At 58.5% G+C, this 18047-nt stretch carries 15 protein-coding genes; 5 read left to right on the top strand and 10 right to left on the bottom strand.

Annotation, left to right across the window (positions count from 1 at the left end):
• Position 1 precedes the first annotated feature (1 nt).
• The 9 genes from tssH to tssA form a co-directional block, all read right to left on the bottom strand.
• On the bottom strand, positions 2–2719 hold the full coding sequence (gene tssH, locus ACR0KL_RS11485; protein ID WP_170675845.1) for a type VI secretion system ATPase TssH: 2718 nt from the start codon (positions 2717–2719) through the stop codon (positions 2–4).
• A 2-nt stretch (positions 2720–2721) separates the two neighbouring features.
• Positions 2722–3792: a type VI secretion system baseplate subunit TssG gene (gene tssG / locus ACR0KL_RS11480; RefSeq protein WP_170675846.1), complete on the bottom strand. Its 1071-nt coding sequence runs from the start codon at positions 3790–3792 to the stop codon at positions 2722–2724.
• Positions 3756–5633, bottom strand: a complete 1878-nt coding sequence (gene tssF, locus ACR0KL_RS11475) for a type VI secretion system baseplate subunit TssF (protein ID WP_480777046.1) — start codon at positions 5631–5633, stop codon at positions 3756–3758. The genes tssG and tssF overlap by 37 nt, the downstream gene beginning before the upstream one ends.
• 5 nt (positions 5634–5638) lie before the next feature.
• Positions 5639–6133 (bottom strand): type VI secretion system baseplate subunit TssE, encoded by a 495-nt coding sequence (gene tssE, locus ACR0KL_RS11470; RefSeq protein WP_170378426.1) that lies wholly within the window; start codon positions 6131–6133, stop codon positions 5639–5641.
• Positions 6126–6947, bottom strand: a complete 822-nt coding sequence (locus ACR0KL_RS11465; RefSeq protein ID WP_170549421.1) for a type VI secretion system accessory protein TagJ — start codon at positions 6945–6947, stop codon at positions 6126–6128. Before ACR0KL_RS11465 ends, tssE begins: the two co-directional genes overlap by 8 nt.
• 81 nt (positions 6948–7028) lie before the next feature.
• Positions 7029–7523: an Hcp family type VI secretion system effector gene (locus tag ACR0KL_RS11460; RefSeq protein ID WP_170378430.1), complete on the bottom strand. Its 495-nt coding sequence runs from the start codon at positions 7521–7523 to the stop codon at positions 7029–7031.
• 97 nt (positions 7524–7620) lie between these two features.
• A complete protein-coding gene (tssC, locus tag ACR0KL_RS11455; protein WP_170378432.1) occupies positions 7621–9117 on the bottom strand; it encodes a type VI secretion system contractile sheath large subunit in 1497 nt (498 codons plus the stop codon).
• A 3-nt stretch (positions 9118–9120) separates the two neighbouring features.
• A complete protein-coding gene (gene tssB, locus ACR0KL_RS11450) occupies positions 9121–9636 on the bottom strand; it encodes a type VI secretion system contractile sheath small subunit (protein WP_480777045.1) in 516 nt (171 codons plus the stop codon).
• Between the two features lie 67 nt (positions 9637–9703).
• Positions 9704–10750, bottom strand: coding sequence for a type VI secretion system protein TssA (tssA, locus tag ACR0KL_RS11445; protein ID WP_170467426.1), 1047 nt, complete (start codon positions 10748–10750; stop codon positions 9704–9706).
• Between the two features lie 367 nt (positions 10751–11117).
• Between tssA and ACR0KL_RS11440 the strand changes: the two genes are divergently transcribed.
• The 5 genes from ACR0KL_RS11440 to ACR0KL_RS11420 are packed head-to-tail and all read left to right on the top strand — an operon-like array spanning position 11118 to position 14353.
• Complete coding sequence (locus tag ACR0KL_RS11440) at positions 11118–11534, top strand: hypothetical protein (protein ID WP_480566656.1); 417 nt, start codon at positions 11118–11120, stop codon at positions 11532–11534.
• A gap of 3 nt (positions 11535–11537) precedes the next feature.
• Positions 11538–12158: a MotA/TolQ/ExbB proton channel family protein gene (locus ACR0KL_RS11435; protein WP_170378447.1), complete on the top strand. Its 621-nt coding sequence runs from the start codon at positions 11538–11540 to the stop codon at positions 12156–12158.
• Between the two features lie 10 nt (positions 12159–12168).
• On the top strand, positions 12169–12597 hold the full coding sequence (locus ACR0KL_RS11430; RefSeq protein ID WP_480566660.1) for an ExbD/TolR family protein: 429 nt from the start codon (positions 12169–12171) through the stop codon (positions 12595–12597).
• Positions 12594–13004: an ExbD/TolR family protein gene (locus ACR0KL_RS11425; RefSeq protein ID WP_480777044.1), complete on the top strand. Its 411-nt coding sequence runs from the start codon at positions 12594–12596 to the stop codon at positions 13002–13004. The genes ACR0KL_RS11430 and ACR0KL_RS11425 overlap by 4 nt, the downstream gene beginning before the upstream one ends.
• Complete coding sequence (locus ACR0KL_RS11420) at positions 13001–14353, top strand: DUF4384 domain-containing protein (protein WP_170675851.1); 1353 nt, start codon at positions 13001–13003, stop codon at positions 14351–14353. The genes ACR0KL_RS11425 and ACR0KL_RS11420 overlap by 4 nt, the downstream gene beginning before the upstream one ends.
• Positions 14354–14365: 12 nt before the next feature.
• Here ACR0KL_RS11420 and ACR0KL_RS11415 read toward each other — a convergent pair whose 3' ends face one another.
• The gene (locus ACR0KL_RS11415) at positions 14366–17917 is read right to left on the bottom strand and encodes a PA14 domain-containing protein (RefSeq protein ID WP_480777043.1); all 3552 of its coding nucleotides are present in this window, start codon (positions 17915–17917) and stop codon (positions 14366–14368) included.
• Between the last annotated feature and the right edge of the window lie 130 nt (positions 17918–18047).

The raw sequence follows: 18047 nt of genomic DNA, 5'->3' as shown, positions 1-18047 counted from the left end.
CTCAATCAAACCCGTAAGTGAAGTCCCCGTCTGTGACGTCGATCACGACTTTGGAAACTTCTTCGCCCTCCATCATTCTTTTCAGGAATTCTGCCGATATATCCGGCAGCATTGTATTGGTCACGATCGCGTCGATCATACGACCACCGCTGTCCAGCTCCTGACAACGGTTGACGATCTCGTCCACCACGGCGTCGGTGTATTCGAATGGTACACCATGAGCAGATTCGACGCGCTTTTTGATTCGCCGTAGTTGTAGCTTTGTAATCTCGCCCAGCATCTCGGGGCTGAGCGGATAATAGGGAATCGTCACCAAACGACCCAACAGCGCTGGTGGGAACACCTTCAGCAGCGGATCGCGCAGCGCCTTGGCCATGCCTTCGGGATCGGGCATCAGATCCGGGTCCGCGCACATATCCATGATCATCTCAGTGCCGACATTCGAGGTCAGCAAGATCAGCGTGTTCTTAAAGTCGATCACGCGGCCCTCGCCATCCTCCATGACGCCCTTGTCAAAGACCTGAAAGAATATCTCGTGCACGTCCGGATGGGCTTTTTCGACCTCATCCAGCAGCACGACGGAGTATGGCTTGCGCCGCACCGCTTCGGTCAGCACACCACCTTCGCCGTAGCCGACATAGCCCGGAGGGGCGCCTTTCAGGCTGCTGACGGTGTGGGCCTCTTGGTATTCCGACATGTTGATGGTGATGACGTTCTGTTCGCCGCCATACAGCACCTCGGCCAAGGCCAGAGCGGTTTCGGTTTTACCAACGCCGCTTGTACCCGCCAGCATGAAGACACCGATGGGCTTGTTCGGGTTGTCCAGCCCCGCGCGGCTGGTCTGAACGCGCTTGGCGATCATCTTCATCGCGTGGTCCTGACCGATTACACGCTGGGCCAGACGGTTTTCCAGATTTAGGATCGTATCGATCTCATCCTTGACCATGCGGCCCACGGGGATACCGGTCCAGTCACCAACCACGCTGGCCACCGCCTGATGATCCACGATGGGCAAGATCAGCGGGCTGTCGCCCTGCACTTCTTCCAACTCAGCGTTCTTGGCTTTTAGTTCGGCCAATAGTGCCTCACGGTCGATGGGCTGTGCGTCTGGAGCCTCTTCGGTCGCGGCTTCGCCTTCGGCGGTACCCGTTCCTTCGATCTCCTGCCCGCCAGCGCGGAGCTTGGCGCGTAGGTCGAGGATTTCTTCGACCACTTTCTTCTCGGCCTCCCAACGCCCGTTTAGTTCGGCCAACCGCGCCTCTTCCGCCTCTTTCGCGGCATTCACCGCCTCGCGCCGGTCGGCGATGTCATAGCCTGCGGTCTCGTCCCGTTCGATGATTTCCAGTTCGGTGGTCAGAGCCTCAATCCGGCGCTGGCTGTCGTCCACCTCAGCCGGAACCGCGTGCTGAGACACCGCGACCCGCGCGCAGGCCGTATCCAGCAGGCTGACCGATTTGTCCGGCAACTGCCGCGCTGGGATATAGCGGGCGGACAGCGTCACTGCGGCTTCGATCCCCTCGTCCAGCACCTGCACGCGGTGGTGTTTTTCCAGCATCGAGGCGATGCCGCGCATCATCAGAACCGCTTTTGGGATATCGGGCTCTTCCACATGCACCACTTGGAAACGGCGGGTCAGAGCCGGGTCTTTCTCGATGTATTTCTTGTACTCAGCCCAAGTGGTCGCGCCGATGGTGCGCAGAGTGCCACGCGCCAGCGCCGGTTTCAGAAGGTTGGCCGCGTCGCCGGTTCCGGCAGCGCCACCTGCCCCGACCAAAGTATGCGTCTCATCGACAAACATCACAATCGGAGTGGGACTGGCCTGAACCTCATCAATCACCTGACGCAGGCGGTTTTCAAACTCGCCCTTCATCGATGCGCCCGCTTGCAACAGGCCCACATCCAGAACCAGCAAACGCACATCTTTCAGCGCCGGAGGCACGTCGCCCCTAGCAATCCGGAGGGCAAACCCTTCGACCACGGCAGTTTTACCAACGCCCGCCTCACCGGTCAGGATCGGGTTGTTCTGACGGCGGCGCATCAGCACGTCGACGATTTGGCGGATTTCTTCATCACGGCCCACGATGGGATCAATCTCACCATTGCGCGCCTGTTCTGTCAGGTCGGTGCAGAACTGCTCCAGCGCTTCGCCCTTGCCCATCGCTCCGGGGGCCATTGCGCCGCTAGCCTCCCCCGGCTCGGCGCCGCCGCCCACGTTCGAGCCATCCTGCGCGCCGAGCGTATCCTCGGGTGAACCATCGGTAGCCTGAGCAAAGCTGTCAGCCAGATCATCCGCTCCGATCTTAGCCAGTTCCGGCGACATGCTGGCCAAGATGTTGCGCAAAGCAGGCGTCTTGAGCATGCCCAGGATCAGATACCCCGTCCGCACCTTGCTGTCGGAATACAGCAACGAGCCCCAAACCCAACCGCGTTCCATCGCGTCCATTAGGTGATCCGAAAGGTCCGAGATCGAGGACGCTCCGCGCGGCAGCATATCCAGGCTGCGCGTCAACTCCGACGCAATCTTGCCCGGATCCAGGTCGTAGTGCTGAATGATGCGGTGAATGTCACTGTCCTGGCCGTTCAGGATCTGATGCAGCCAGTGTTGGATTTCGACATACGGATTGCCCCGCATCTTGCAGAACACGGTGGCCCCTTCGATGGCCTGATAGCCCAGCTTGTTCAGCTTGCCGAACAGCGATACGCGGCTGATTTCCGTCATCTTCAATACCTCTCGTTATGGGCCAGTTCTTCGGCCTCGAATTCTTGTGATACGTATCCCGGATACAGGATCAGATCATCCGCATCCGGGCGGTTCTGTTCAGGATCATCGCGGGTTCGAATCCAGCTGGTATGACCCAGCTGCGTCGTTCCACCCAGCGAGGCGCGCGGCACCTCATCACCGGCCAGCACCAGATTGACCTCCCAATCTAAGGTGTCACCGGCATAGGTGCGGATAATTGCCTCCATCCGTTCCTGAGAAACGCCGCCGGGGAGCAGGCGTTTGTAATCTTCCAGCGACAGTGGCCCGATGCGAATACGGAACTTGGCCGCGCGTGACCAGACGCGGTTGCCGATGCTGGTCGATTGCCCCAATCGCGCGGGCGAGCCGAGCTGCCAAGTGTCGTCCGGCTCCAACTCCAACCACGAGCCGACGAATTGCTGCACATGCGATTCGACCCCGAAATAGTCCGACAGGATCGCGATCATGCCTTCGACCGTTTTCGTCCCTGACCCGAGATGCCCCGCAAAGAAACGGCGCAGCATGTCTGGCATCGCATCGCGGTCGCTATAATCCGCACCCTTGAACCCGGCCAAAGCCGCCACGCGCTGTTCAAACGGATCATCGCCCCGGTCAAAGCTGGGGGCAGGCTCTGCAGCGGCCCAGGCACGATAGAGCAGACTCATCATCCGGTGGGTCAGCATATCGGCAAAGGCCACGAAAGTCGGGTCGCGGTGGTTGCGCTGCCGGTCGCGGGCGAACTCAGTCAGGTGAAGGGGCAGAGGGCCTTGCGGACCGAAAAACCCAAAGAACAGGTTGTTGAGTTTGCCCGGTGCGCCGTCGGTCGCCGGTTCAAACCGCGTCAGCGTGTTGGGCGGAAAGGCCAGTGAGACATCCTGCCCCAAACGCACGCGATCCTCGCGCGGGCGGCGCGATTCACCCAGGCGCGGCGCATCTGCATAATGCGCTTCGATCACCCTTAACGCCTGAAAGACATGATGCCTTTCAGGATCAGCCGCCAGCGCGGCCAGCAGGCTCAGATGATCCTGCCCAGTCCGGCCGCTGGTCGCCATCTGGCAATCTCTCCTCGTCGTTCGGTTTTCAGCACGGTTTCCGTGAAGCTGTTGATCGTGGTGTATTTGCGGAAGAACCGCTCGAGCACCGCGCCCAGCACATAGACGCTGGTGCCTTCGTAGAAACTTTCGTCGAATCCCAGCGTGATCTCTAACCCGCGCACTGCCGTGCTTAGGACCTCGTCGCTCATCCGGCGGACGATGGGGCGACTAGAGACTGAGACCACACCTTCAAGCTGTTTCTCGGTCACGCGGTTGCCGAGCGGTGCATAGATGCCGAGCAACTCGCGCAAAGCGCCCGCCCCGCCTTCTTTCCCGTCGCCTGCAATGGACAGGTAGTTGAGGCTGAGGTGGCTGATCAGCTTCCACGCAGCATCACCCTGCGCCAAGGTCGCGTGTGGGCGCGTGGGTGTGACCGGCGTCCGGATTGTCTTTACCGGACCACCGTCAGGCAGGTGGAAGACGTCATCGCCGCCTGCGGCCAGCAAGAGGGGCAAATCGCGGTTGGAGCACAGCGCCTCAATCGCCAATTGCTCCAACGATCCGGGATAGGGCGCTTGTGCCCGGTCGACCAATGTCAGGTAGACCTCGGACCCCAGATATGAGGTCCGCACGCCCCGCAACCGTTCCTTTTCATTACGCTGCCGCATCCGGCGTTTGATCGTGTAATAAGCCGAGTGATTGTCGCCCGCAGCCGTCAGATCGGTGTCGCTATAGAAGGGGCGGAAAGGAATATCCCCCTCTTCATCGGATTGAATCCCGGTGACACGTTCAATCCCAAAAATCTCATAGTCGAGACCCGCTGTACGGTTGGGCACCACGTGATGCTGCATGTCCATCTGGGTGATATGCACCCGATCGCAGCGGCGGTGGAACAGGTTCACCGCGGGCACCGCGTTCAGGGCAAAGGCCGCAGGGGTCACGGCGGGGGCGACATCGCGCACCCCGTCCTGCAACAGAATGTAGATATCCACATCCGTGCCCGCCGATTTTTCGAGCGCGGGTCGCAGGCCGGTCAGTTCCACAAAGAGGAACCGTTCCGGCATCGCAAAATATTCCTGCAGTAGGCGATAACCGTCGAAGGACTGGCGCGGGGTTGGCAACAGGGCCTCATCTGCCTCAAACCCTTTGGGCACCACATCCGCAGTCGTTAGCCGAGTGGTCCAATCCGCGCGGCGGTCCGTCGAGCGGCCCGTCAGCCCAACACATTGGGTGGCCAGCAGTTCATGCAGGGCCCAAGCCTTGCCGCTCTGGGTATCCAGATGCATCACAAGGCTGTCCATTCCCAGTTCGGCCATCGGCTCACCGTCGGTGCGGTTCAAACGCAGGCGAATACCGGCGCGCGCGTCGGTGTCGCGCGCCACCCCGGCAGCCACCAGCTCTCCCCGGCCGTCAATGTACTCGGCTTCGGTGATTTCAATCGGCCAGAGGGTGAGGTCCGAGGACGTGGTGAACTCACACGCAGTTTGTTCGCCCTCGGCCAGGCGCGCGCGCAAAGTGGTGCCACGCGGGATCGGGTAGCCTTCTTTCAGGGCGGCATTCCCGACGTCGGGCTCCATCTGTGCCACCATCATCGACGGTGTCGGGGCCAGGTAATGCGGATAGACAATCTCGAGCAGGTTCGAGGTGAAGGTCGGGAACTGCATGTCCAGTTCCAGCTGAACCCGAGCCGCCAGAAACGCGCTACCTTCGAGCAGACGTTCGACATAGGGGTCGACAACCTCGATCCCCTCCATCCCTAAGCGAGAAGCGATCTTGGGATAGGCATTCGCAAACTCGGCCCCCATTTCACGCAGGAAGGCCAGTTCGGTTTCGTAGTGTTTCAGAAGCCGTGTATCCATCGCGCCTAGCTCCGCTCGATCGAGACTTCGCCGGTGGTCACGTCGACCCGGCTGCGCAGATACAATTCCAAGGGCATGGGCTGCGCCCACATCACCGCGCGGATGTCATAGTCCACATGCATTTCGCCCGATTGCTTTTCCGAGCGCAATTCGACCGCGACCGAGCCTTTCACAATACGAGGTTCAAACACCTCAATGGAATCCGCTATGGATTTCTGAATGCGCTGGGCCTGACGCAGGGTTGAGAACGAGCCCGAGGTCTGCCGGATGCCGTAGTTCAGGACCGACTTCGATGCGTAAGGATAGACATCCTCATCGATCAGATCGGATTGATCGGTGGTGTTGAGCAACATGGACAGATCGCGCTGAATGATCTCGCGCAGGCGCCCGACGTCAATCACGCGGGAATCCCGCCCCTCTTTCAACTGATCCGGCGCGTCATCCGTCAACCGATCCAGAAGCGAGGGTTGCAGGCGTTCGGCAAGGGTCTTCTCAGCCATCTCCCGCCGTTTCCCCGGCACCGGTCGCCACGTCCAGAACCAGTTCGCGAATGTCCAGAAGCGCGATGTCGGACTTATCTGTCGTCAGCAAACGCTGGCCCAGCCCGACAAAAGTTTCGCCGCCGGCATCGACCCAGGTGGTCGCCCGCGCCAGACGGGCGGCATCATCGCCCTGCTCAGTCGAACCGGCATAACGTGTTGGGATCAGGGCGGCGAGTTCTCCTCCGCTGGCAACGGTCAGTGTGCAGGCTGTCCAGACCGCGTCACGCAGGTCGCTGGGCGGTTCGATGTCGATCCGCACGATCTGGGAAAAGGGCAGCCAGAAATAGCGGCCGTTCACAATCGCTTCGAGGACCGGCCCCAGCCGCATATCGGCATCAGCGATCCATTCAAAAGCTTCGCCATTGACCGTGCCGGATGTTGTCGGCGCTGCATCGAACGCTTTTGCGCGTAACTCGGCGGCCTGGTCGAAATGTCCGCCAGCTGTCAGTTTCTGTGCCTCGATCAGATGGGCCAGCCACTCTTCTGGCTCACCAAAAATCATCGGGGTCTTTTCCCCGGCAAAGACTTTTTCGCGATAGACTTCGCAAATGATGGCCTCGCGGTAGGTTTTGGCCATCATCGTGGCCGCTTCATCCATCTCCGCGCTCAGTTTCAACTGGGTGATCGCGCGTTTCCAGTCGCCCATTACACAGAGCAGCTGAAACAGAAAAATCCGCAGCTTGGCGTCTGCGGGATTGGCACGGACTTTATCTTGCAGAGTGGCCAATGTGGCCGCCAGATCGCCTGATTTAAGATGCTCTTCCGGCGTCATGTAACCCTCGCGCAGTCAGGATGGAAAAAGTGCAAAAGCCCCGGCGGCAAATGCCACCGGGACCTGTAGTTGTTTGAAACCTTAGCTGACGTCGCCGGTTTCCAGGTTCCACAGGAACTCGTTGCAATCGCTGAGCTTGCCGGTTTTGAAGTCGGCGATCTTGTATTTGACCGAGATGCCACGATACGCGACGGTCCAGGTTTCCGACGGGATCGAGTCTTCGCCGCCATCGACCGAGTAGCTGTCCACGATTGCGTCACGCAGCTTGATGATCAGATAAGGCTCCATGCCTTTCTTTTCGTCGTCGCCAGACCGGCACATATGGATGAGCATTTCCGAGTTCGACTTGCCCGACGCGACATAAGTCATGATCTTGGCAGACGCTTTGCTGAGTTCGGTGTTCAGGGTCACTTTGCCGAAGTTCGCGTTGGCATAGCCGCGCTGCGTGGTGCCCATGTCGGACATGTCCAGCGTCCGCTCAACCTCCCACGAGATCGACTTAACCGCGATCCAATCTTTGTGCTGTTTTTCCCGTGCTTCGCCCGGGAAGTCCATCTGTACAAATACGTTTTCCATTTTAGCCTTCCTCTTTTCTAGTTTCTAAACCCGGTTTACCGGAGGGTCGTAACGACGGCAGTGAAACACATCACATGCCGCCAATTTTTTTTGACCTTTATCCAGCTTTTTCGGACGGAAGTTTCGATACGAGACGCAGAGAGACCGACAGGCCTTCCAGCTGATAGTGCGGGCGCAGGAAGAATTTGGACGTGTAGTAGCCCGGATTGCCTTCGACATCTTCCACAACCACTTCGGCCGAGGCCAAAGGCTTACGTGCTTTTTCCGCTTCGGCCGAAATATCGGCGTTGAAGTCCACGTATTGGTTGATCCAGCCCTGCAGCCACGACTCCATATCCTGACGGCTTTTGAACGAGCCAACTTTGTCACGCACCATGCATTTCAGGTAATGCGCGAATCGGCAGGTCGCGAACAGATAGGGCAAGCGCGCAGCCAGGTTGGCGTTCGCGGTTGCATCCGCATCATCATATTCCGCCGGCTTGTGCAGCGATTGCGCGCCGATGAAGGTCGCCGAATCGCTATTCTTGCGGTGGATCAGAGGCATCATGCCGTTTTTAGCCAGTTCCGCCTCGCGACGGTCCGAGATCGCGATCTCGGTCGGGCATTTCATGTCCACGCCGCCATCGTCAGTTGGGAAGGTATGCGCGGGCAGGCCCTCGACCGTACCGCCGCTTTCCACGCCACGAATGCGCGAACACCAGCCATATTCCTTGAAGGACCGGTTGATGTTCACCGCCATACCATAAGCCGCGTTGACCCAGTTATATTTGTCACTGGTTGCACCGCTGGTGTCTTCTTCGAACGCGAATTCCTCAACCGGTTCGGTTTTCGAGCCATAAGGCAGACGACCGAGGAAGCGCGGCATTGCCAGACCGACGTATTTCGCATCTTCACTGTCGCGCAGCGACCGCCATGCGGCATACTCCGGTGTCTGGAAGATCTTGGTCAGATCGCGCGGGTTGGCCAGTTCCGACCAGCTGTCCATCTGGAACAGGCTGGGCTTGGCCCCGGTAATCAGAGGTGCATGCGCGGCAGCGGCGATCTTGGACATCTCGCCCAGCAGCTCAATATCCTGCGGGCTGTGGTCGAAGTGATAATCCGCCACCAGCGAGCCATAGGGCTCACCACCAAACTGGCCGAACTCTTCTTCATAGAGCTTTTTGAAAATGGGCGACTGATCCCATGCAGTTCCTTTGAACTTGCGCAGGGTCTTGTGCATGTCCTTCTTCGAGATGTTCATCACTCGGATTTTCAACATCTCGTCGGTTTCGGTGTTGTTCACCAGATAATGCAGACCACGCCACGCGCTTTCCATCTGCTGGAAATCTTCGTGATGCAGGATCAGGTTGACCTGTTCGGTCAGTTTCTTGTCGATCTCGGCGATGATACCTTCGATCGACCGCAAAGCGTCGTCCGAGATCAGGCCGGTATTGGCCAGCGCCTGTTCGGCCAGCGTCTTGACTGCGCTTTCAACAGCGGTTTTCGCCTGATCCGACTTGGGGCGGAACTCTTTCGTCAGCAGAGCCTCGAATTCAGAGGACCCAAACGCGGTTGCGCCTTCGGCGGCTTCTACCTTGGCTTCTTCTTCGGCCATCTTTTACTCCTCCTCGGCGGCGTCAGCGCCGGGTTTGGGCTGGGCTGCCAGTGTCTTCAGCAGCGACGGATCCTGCATGATTTTCGAAATCAGATCCTCGGCCCCGGTTTTACCATCCATATATGTCAACAAGTTGGACAGCTGGGTGCGCGCATCCAGCAATTCCTTGAGCGGCTCAACCTTCGCGGCAATCGCGGCGGGGCTGAAATCATCCATGCTCTCGAACGTGATGTCGACGGCCAGATTGCCTTCGCCCGTCAAGGTGTTCGGCACGGTAAAGGCCGCGCGCGGCGCCATCGACTTCATCCGGTCGTCGAAATTGTCGACGTCAATTTCCAGGAACTTGCGGTCGGCCACGGCGGGCTGCTCGACCTCGGATTTCCCGGCAAGGTCGCTCATGACGCCCATGACAAAGGGCAACTGGACCTTCTTTTCGGCACCATAGAGTTCAACATCATATTCGATCTGAACCCTCGGAGCCCTGTTCCGGGCTATAAATTTTTGTGAACTGTCAGCCATCTGATGCTCCTCGATTCATCCATCAGTGTTTCTTTTCAATCCGGTGTTCGGCTTGCGCCCAAACGGATCAATAATCGTCATCGTCGTCTTCTTTTATGCCGCCGATCTGGCGCACCTCGTCCAGACCCTCTTTTGCCATGTCTTCGATAATCGTAAGAAAATCGGCATTAACAAGGCGTTTGGCGCGTTCCAGCAGAATGGGTAGCGGACTGGAAGGTTCGCATCGCTCGTAGTAGTCCATGATGCGTTCGAGCATTCGGGTGACATCCTCGGGCGTGTTGATCGCCCCACCGCCGCCACCGCCCGACGCCATCGGCGCGGCCGGGGCACCCGATGGGCTACTTGGACTGTCATCGTCGCCGGAATCGTCTTCTTCGGCCTCGCCCACATCGGCATAGCTGGCCAACGCCTGCTTGATGCTTTTCAGCGCATCAGACAGAGGCGTCAGATCCGGACCTTCGCCGGGAGTTTTGTCACTGAAAACAGCATCGATTGCCTCGACATCGTCCAGAGCCGTGGACGCCGCATCGGCATTGGCCTCCAACACCTCGTCATCGGTGTCCTTGAACGCCGCGGCAACCCCGGTTGCATCCGGAGCGTCGTCCAGATCTGCGGGCATGTTGATGCGACCTTCGGCGACATCCAGATGGCGCAGGGTCATCCGACCGAACATGCGGCTGTCCGTCAAAGCGGTCCGACGCAAGGCGCGTACCATCCGATCTGACGAGGCCAGACCGCGCACCGCATTGATACGCATGGTGGCATCGCCGTCGTCTTCATCCAACTCGGGGTGGCAGGTATCCCAATTGTCTTCCAGCAGAGATTTCACATAGCCCACGGCTGAGGCAAAGGCGGGAAGGCCCTTTGTGTGCAAAACAGCCTCGGCCAGATAGATCGCGGCGCGAATGTCATGGCTTTTTTCCATGACGGCGAGGGCCTTTTCCTCGACATCGCGCCAGTCCTGTTCTTCGGCCGCAACGACCTCATCGCCCATCTGACGCTCTTCGCCCGGCTGGGCCGCGATCTCAAGGTCCGTAAAGGCCGGATCGTATTCCAGATTTTCTCCGCTGGGGGGTTCGTCGTCTCTGGGCTCCAGATAAGATGAAAGGTCCATTTTATTCCCAATACCGTCCTGTTCGATCGCAGCTTGTTGTTCTTGTTGAATCGCTTACAGCAGCGCCTGCAATCTTGTGTATGAATTAGTTCACATGATGGCGAAACTCGCAAACACTTCCAGTTTCCTCCGCGGCTTGTGTGGTTAATCGGTCGCAATGCGCGGACCAAGTCGAGATCAATATACACATTTTCCCGACCCGCCGTACCGTTTGTTTACGCCAGGGCAAGTTCATTGTTCCACCGCGAGCGCGACCCACTGCAAAAATATCTTCCCGCATGCGCCCTGTTTCTGCAATGTTCAGTGCTAAGACCCGCGACGCAAGACATCGGATGTGGGTTCAACGACCGGCAGCAGAGGTAGGAAGATGAGAAAATCGCTTTTCGGCGCAGTTGCGTTGACACTGATGGCCGCAACCGCGCAGGCCGATGAGGGCCGCCTTGGAATCGAACTGAACAAATTCGAACCCGCCGACAACGGCGGATGCCGCGCGTTCTTCCTATTTCGCAACCGGACTGACAACAGTTTCGAAGAATTCGAGATGTCGCTGGCCATCCTCGACAGCAATGGTGTGATCGACCGGCTTCTGTCCATCGACGCGGCCCCCCTGCCCGTTCAACGCACCGTTCTGAAACTGTTCGAAATCCCCGAGATTGAATGCTCCAATATCTCGGAGGTACTGCTGCATGACCTGCCGGCCTGCAAGCCCCAGAACGCCGAGCCTCTGGATTGCTTCCCACTGCTGGCGCTGGGCAGCAAGACCTCAGCCAATCTGGCGCAATAGATCATGTTCGGGCTGGAGACACTGGGCGCAGGAGGCCCAATCATCGCAATCCTTGGCGCGTTGTCGCTGCTCTCGGTCACTTTGATTGTCATCAAAGCGATGCAACTGGCCCCGGTTCGGTCCGGCGGAGGCGCGAGGGACACGGCGCTGGTGCAATGGTCCAAGGGCGACAAGCAGGCGGCACAGGCAGCCGTCGCTGCGGGGAAATCTCCGGCTGATCGCGTATGCGCCTATGCCATGCAGGCGCTGAACGATGGGTTCAAGGGACCCGCCTTGATGGCCGAACTTACTCGTCGCGGCAATCAGGAATTCGCCGCCATGAACACATGGATTCGCGTGCTGGAGCTGATCGCGATGATCTCGCCCCTGCTCGGCCTGTTGGGGACTGTGACCGGTATGATCCAGTCGTTTCAGGAGCTGGAGCTGGCGCAAGGCGCGGCCAATGCCTCGGTCCTTGCGGGCGGGATTTGGCAGGCCCTGCTGACCACCGCCGCCGGTCTGCTGGTCGCCATCCCCGCAGCTGTCGGCGCATCGCTGCTGTCGGGCCGAGCAGAAGCGGGCGCTCAGGCGATCGAGAACGCGGTCGGGCAGCTGATGGTGATCGAGGAACGCGGCACGCAATAGGGGATCACACATGTCCGCCGAGCTTAGCCTGAACAGACGCAGACCGACACGGCCCCTGATCTCACTGGTGCCGATGATCGACGTGATGCTGATCCTGCTGGTGTTCTTCATGGTGACCTCGACCTATCTGAACCTCGACATGATCCCAGCATTGGCTCAAGCGGATCGGTCTGCACCCTCCGGCACCTCGGGTGAACCCGCCAGCGCCATAGTGATCCGTATCGGAGGCGACGGAGCGCCCTATTTCCGCGGGCAAGCGCTGACCTCTGAGGACCTTGAGGCGCTGTTGTCCGACAGAATCGCCCAGGCTCCGTCAACTCCGGTGATCGTTCTACCCACCGGCAGCGCCCGCATGCAGGCGCTGGTCACTGTCATGGACGTCATCACCCGCGCAGGCGTGACCAATATGCGCGTCGTCCGGCTGGAGGCGCGCCCATGAGGATCACTCGTCCCGCCCCGCGCCATCACCCCGAAACCATCATCGCCCTGATAGATGTCGTCTTTTTTCTACTGGTCTTCTTCATGCTCATCGGACGCATGGACGCCACCGCGCCATTCGACGTGACCCCGCCGGTGTCGCAATCCGGAGCGGATATGCCAGCGGGCGGATTGACCCTGTCGGTGAGCGCTGATGGCCAATTGGCCCTGGACGGAACAGAGCTTTCGGCGGATCAGATCGCGCAATCGGTTGAGGCGGCGCTGTCCGAACAGCCCGACCTGCTGCTCCGCATCAACGCCCATCAGGATGCCGCCCTACGAGAGGTCTTGCCCTTGATCGTCACGTTCGAGGCGATGGGCGCGCGGGATGTGGTGCTGGTCGTTACACCTCCGGGTCCGGTCCGGTGACGCGCACTCCTTTGATATGGGGCGTCGCGCTGTTCTGCTCGGTCACAATTCACGCCGTGGCAGCGGTCGTTCTGCTTTGGTCTACTGAGCCTGAACCCGTGATCGAGCAGCCCGTACCGGAAACACGGATGCAGCTTTCCGCGCATCAGGTGAAACAAAGCACCGCCGCGCAAGCGCAGCCGGATACAGCGGCGACCTCAACCGAAGAAACCAGCGGCGCGCGGCTGGCCCAAGGTGCTATTCCGCAATCCTCGGCCCCAGAGATTACCGCGAATGCCCTAAGCCTAAGTGCCAGCGACCAGGTGGCCAACCAAACGCAGGCTTTGGCGGCCGTTCCGGACAAGCCGCAACCTGTCGTTGCCGAACAGGCGGTTCCGGTAACTCTGGCCTCGGCCGAGTTGCCGGTAACCACGTTGACTTCTAACCTTGCTCCGACGGACTCGGTGGCGTTGACCCAACCTTCTTTTGATGCCGCTCAGGCCGTGCAGGCGCGGCCCGTCGCTTTGACCCAAACCCAACCGGACGTCCCAAAGGCCAAGGCGGCCGATGTGTTTTCGGCAACCGGCGATTCCCCGATTGATCCCGTAAGCCTCGCCGCCTTTCAAAGTTTCACGCGCCCCGAAGATGCGGGTGAGGCGGCTGAAGACCTGCGTGATGGCATAGACGGTCTGCTGGCCCAGGTACCCTGTTCACGCCTTCAGGTGCAGTTCCTTCCAGAAACAAATACCCTCGAACTGATCGGTCATATCCCAGAAAACGGCCTTCGCGGGCCTGTCCTTTCGGCGCTTCAGGCGCAGATGGGAGCCAATATTCAGGTCACCGACAATCTGCTGATCCTTCCCCGACCCCAATGCGGCGCGCTTAGCGGGATCGTCGATGTGGGCTTGCCACAATCGACCGACCAGATCACCAACCCCCTGCTGGTGGGCGATGATATTCACACGCGGGAGTTTCGCTACGCCTCAGGTCAGCAACTGGTCCTTGATCTGACCGGAGCCGACTACGACGCCTATATCTATGTCGACTATTTCGACGCCGACGGTCAGGTCATACATCTCAGCCCAAACGCATCGGTCCCGCTTGCCAGAACGCCCGCCAAATCTGCATTCAAAATTGGCGCTGAGAAACAAGGCGATCCCGGCCTTTTCATCACCATCGGCCCTCCATACGGACAAGAAATCGCAGTGGCCTTTGCAGCGTCGACCCCGCTCTTTGACGAGGAAAGACCCTTGATCGAGCCGGCAGGACCTTACCTTGAGTTCCTCAAGGATCGAGTCGCCGACGCCCGCGCCAACGACCCGGAATTCAAAGGCGAATGGGTCTATTTTTTCATAACCACGTCCGAATAGGTCAGCCGCGGGCTACCAATCGACCCTTTCATAGGCCTCCGTCTCTATACTCGTTATCTCGGCGTGTGATGGCGAGATAACGTCTTCATTCAGAACATCGTCTGTGTCGTTTTGCGCAGCGTCGGATGAATCAGCATCCCAAGATGCTACATCCCCGTTGCCCGAGGCATTCGCAAAAAACGCGAATTCATCCGGCGCATCGAGTTTCGTAAGCGCATCAACATCTCCAACCTCCATCGAAAACGCGGTTGTCGATGTCACCGGCGCGCCGTTAAAGCCGGTATCCGAGATCACGATCTGGCCTTCAATTGCGCCCTCGAACCCCGGTGGTGGCGAGATTTCAAGGTAGCCAATATCCCAGCCGCTCACATCAACCGGCCCCCCATCCGACATCACCGCGGCCTCTGCGCCTACAATCAGGCTGTTGGCTGGCAACCCCTCAATTGCCACATCCGCCTGATCGCTGGCACCCGTCAGGTCAATGCCAAGCGCCAAGGTCCCATTTTCCTCAATCGCCAACCCTGGATCCGCCTGGACTAGGGCGCGGCCCTCTGTATCAGGGCCATCCCATTCCAGTTTTAGACCCGCATGCCCGTAGTTTTCGAAATACCTAACCTCGATATCATGGATGCCCGGGTCGAGCTCGATCTGACCGGCTCGGGTCCTATAGGCGTGGAGACCATCATTCTCGATCACCTCGACACCATTGACGAATAATACGACGCCATCATCGCCTCCGGCAAAGAACGTGTATGTACCGCCTTCTTCGACCGAAATGCGCCCCTCCAAGCGGGCGCCGAATGTGTCTTTTGATCCGCCTTCCCAAAACGAGTCAGCGCTGTTTTTGTAGTTAATTTCAGACACGATTTCCTGATGTGCCGGGTCGGCGCTCCAATCAATGTCGTCCAATTTCGACAACCTACTTTCCGCATCGAAGTAACTGGCCTGAAATCCTCCAATCACTTGCGCAGTCGGGGCAAAAACCTGCGCCGGGTGAACCTCGAATGACACTGTCTGGACAGCATCTTGGCTACCACCTAATTCGGTTGGAGTGGAGGAACGTACCCCCACATCAATAGGGCCCGAGAAATCGAATGGAGGCTCTATGGTCAGCAAGTCCCCCTGCCAACCTTCCATTTCCAACGTGCCGTCCGGCCCTGCAACATGGGTCTGACCATCCACTTCAACCTGCGTTCCGGGCGGCAATCCATCCAAGGCAAACAGGATATCGTCGCCAATTTCCAAAGCCGCTGAGTCGATATCGAAGGCCAGCGGAGTCCCCGCCACTACCTGCGCCTGGGCGACATCCGGGGCCGAAACAAGCTGTCGACCGTCAAGGCCGGGGCCATCCCATTCCAGTTTTAAGCCTGCGTGGCCAAAATTCTCGAAATAGCGCACTTCAATCGAATGCGCTCCCGGTTCGAGGTCAATCTGACCTGATCGGGTTTGGTAGCCATGCAGACCATCGTTGTCGATGACCGGCACGCCATCAACTAGCAGCATAGCACTATCGTCCGCACCAAGATGGAAGGAGAAAGTCCCGCCCTCCGAAACCTGTACCGTTCCGGTGACCTCAACGCCGAACGTGTTTCGCGACCCGCCTTCCCAAAAGGACCCGCGGCTGATTTCGTAGTTAACCTCCGTCGTGACCTCCTGATGCGTTGCAGGGGCGTCCCAATTCACATCCTCAAGTCGCGTCACGCTGTGGCCGGCATCGAAATATTTGGCGTGAAACCCGGTGCCAATCGACATATCGGGCCTGTCTGCAATAGAGATCGAAAGTGTCTCGGTCGTGCTTAACCCGCCTTCGTCGATGACAGTCACGTCAATGGTCAAGGCCTCAGCCTCACTGCGATCAAGCGCAACATTTGGTTTCAGACGCAACTGCCCCTCGATCACTTCAAACCTATCGTCTGAGACTTCGACCCGGTGAGTGTCACCGTGATCAGGATCGTCGAACCGGACCTGACCAATCACGGCACCCGCGACATGTTCAGCCACGGTCAACTGCGCTTCGGTCAGAGTGATATTGTCGACCAATGCGCCATAAGAGTCATTCTGGTCTTCGGCCTCACGCAGGTCCAGCTTGTCTTGCCCTGTACCGACAACCTGTAGTTGGAACGTCTCCCAATCCGACGATTTGGGATCAAGTTCTGCAACCAGAGTGTCGTTCCAATACACCTCAACCGTATCGGTGCCATTCGCAAGGCGCTCGCGCAGGTCGAGGCCCAGATCATAGAGCTGCCCCTCTTGCGTCTGCACAACCTGAGAGATGCTATCCATGCCCCAGCCATGGTCCATCTCCATTACCTGATCACCGTCCGAGGCCTGCAGCCCTCCTAGGCGGTCCCAAATCTCGATCCCGTTGGCATCGGTCCAGGCACCGGATTGATCATCGTCAAACCCCCTCCACCGGCCCTGAGCAAGCTCGAATTCCTCAAAGCTGCCGTTCCGGATCAGGTTTTCTGTTCCGTTTTGAACAGTCAGATCAATCGGCGCTTCGTTGATATCCTGAACCGATATCGAGAAGGTTTCGGTGACGCTCAAACCTCCGGCGTCGGTCGCTTTGATACTGATTTCAATGTGATTTTCACCCTCGTGGTTCAACGAGGTACCCGGTCGCAAGCGCAATTGCCCGTCCGAGATTTCAAAGCGTTCATCCGAGATCTCAAAACGGTGGGTGTCATTCAGATCAGGGTCCACGACAGAAATGTTTCCGACCGTCGCCCCCATCGCGTTTTCGGCTAGGGTTGTGTTGTCCAAAGACACAGTTTCCGGGCCTTCGTTCACATCTGCAACGTCGATTGTGAAACGCTCAGTCAAGCTCAACCCGCCCTCATCCGTAGCGGTGACATCCACCTCTACGCTGCTTGCGTCTTCATGGTCGAGCGCAACGCCGGGTTTCAATCGCAACTGACCGTCGAGGATTTCGAATCGAGGATCAGACACCTCAAACTGATGCGGCCCATCCGAATCCGGATCGAACACCGTAATGGTCCCGACCACCGCGCCTTCATCGTTCTCTGATAGGCTTGAGCCATCGAGCATGACATCCTTGGGGGCTTGGTTTTGTTCTTCCAGTGGCTGAGGGGGCAAAGCCGCAGGAATTGTCGGAGGGGTGGGCGCGTTCGGCTCGACCGCAGGCGCAATTTCAGGCAACTCCGCCGATACATCGGCAGTAGGAAGCGGTCCGACAGTTGTTTCAGCAGAGGAGACCCTCTCTTGGTGATCCGATTGCCCACTTTCGCCAGATGGGCTCGTATTTAAGGGCGACCCAGCCCGTGCGACAACGCTTTGCGGTACGCTTGCTTTGCCTGTTTCAACACCTTCTTCAACCACCGTTTTCTCAGCGAAATTGACACCCGCCGAAGGTGCTCCGCCACTGGTCTGAGCTTCATCCAGCACCCCTTGCGCCTGTTCGCCGGTATGCAGAGTACTCCTGGTCGGGTCCTCAGCCGAACTTGCAGGTGCCCGTGAAAGATTTTCTGCAATATCCTGCTTTTCGCTTTGCTCAGACTTCGCGGAATTCGCTTGAAAATTCAGATTAATGTCCGGCTTTTTCATCGCAAAACCCCGATTTACCTACTGACGATTCCCAAAAAACCAGTAGCACGTGGAGATTTCTCAAAAGTTACTGAAATACATGCAATTTTTTCTAAACTCAGCGCATCCTGTGACCTGATGTTTACACGTT

The organism is Ruegeria sp. C8, from assembly GCF_056537565.1.
This window is presented reverse-complemented; position numbering and strand designations above follow the sequence as displayed.

Excerpts from the sequence above, each read along its gene's own strand:
- tssH (WP_170675845.1), bottom strand. The coding sequence starts at position 2,719 with ATGACGGAAATCAGCCGCGTATCGCTGTTCGGCAAGCTGAACAAGCTG.
- tssG (WP_170675846.1), bottom strand. The coding sequence starts at position 3,792 with ATGGCGACCAGCGGCCGGACTGGGCAGGATCATCTGAGCCTGCTGGCC.
- tssF (WP_480777046.1), bottom strand. The coding sequence starts at position 5,633 with ATGGATACACGGCTTCTGAAACACTACGAAACCGAACTGGCCTTCCTG.
- tssE (WP_170378426.1), bottom strand. The coding sequence starts at position 6,133 with ATGGCTGAGAAGACCCTTGCCGAACGCCTGCAACCCTCGCTTCTGGAT.
- ACR0KL_RS11465 (WP_170549421.1), bottom strand. The coding sequence starts at position 6,947 with ATGACGCCGGAAGAGCATCTTAAATCAGGCGATCTGGCGGCCACATTG.
- ACR0KL_RS11460 (WP_170378430.1), bottom strand. The coding sequence starts at position 7,523 with ATGGAAAACGTATTTGTACAGATGGACTTCCCGGGCGAAGCACGGGAA.
- tssC (WP_170378432.1), bottom strand. The coding sequence starts at position 9,117 with ATGGCCGAAGAAGAAGCCAAGGTAGAAGCCGCCGAAGGCGCAACCGCG.
- tssB (WP_480777045.1), bottom strand. The coding sequence starts at position 9,636 with ATGGCTGACAGTTCACAAAAATTTATAGCCCGGAACAGGGCTCCGAGG.
- tssA (WP_170467426.1), bottom strand. The coding sequence starts at position 10,750 with ATGGACCTTTCATCTTATCTGGAGCCCAGAGACGACGAACCCCCCAGC.
- ACR0KL_RS11440 (WP_480566656.1), top strand. The coding sequence starts at position 11,118 with ATGAGAAAATCGCTTTTCGGCGCAGTTGCGTTGACACTGATGGCCGCA.
- ACR0KL_RS11435 (WP_170378447.1), top strand. The coding sequence starts at position 11,538 with ATGTTCGGGCTGGAGACACTGGGCGCAGGAGGCCCAATCATCGCAATC.
- ACR0KL_RS11430 (WP_480566660.1), top strand. The coding sequence starts at position 12,169 with ATGTCCGCCGAGCTTAGCCTGAACAGACGCAGACCGACACGGCCCCTG.
- ACR0KL_RS11425 (WP_480777044.1), top strand. The coding sequence starts at position 12,594 with ATGAGGATCACTCGTCCCGCCCCGCGCCATCACCCCGAAACCATCATC.
- ACR0KL_RS11415 (WP_480777043.1), bottom strand. The coding sequence starts at position 17,917 with ATGAAAAAGCCGGACATTAATCTGAATTTTCAAGCGAATTCCGCGAAG.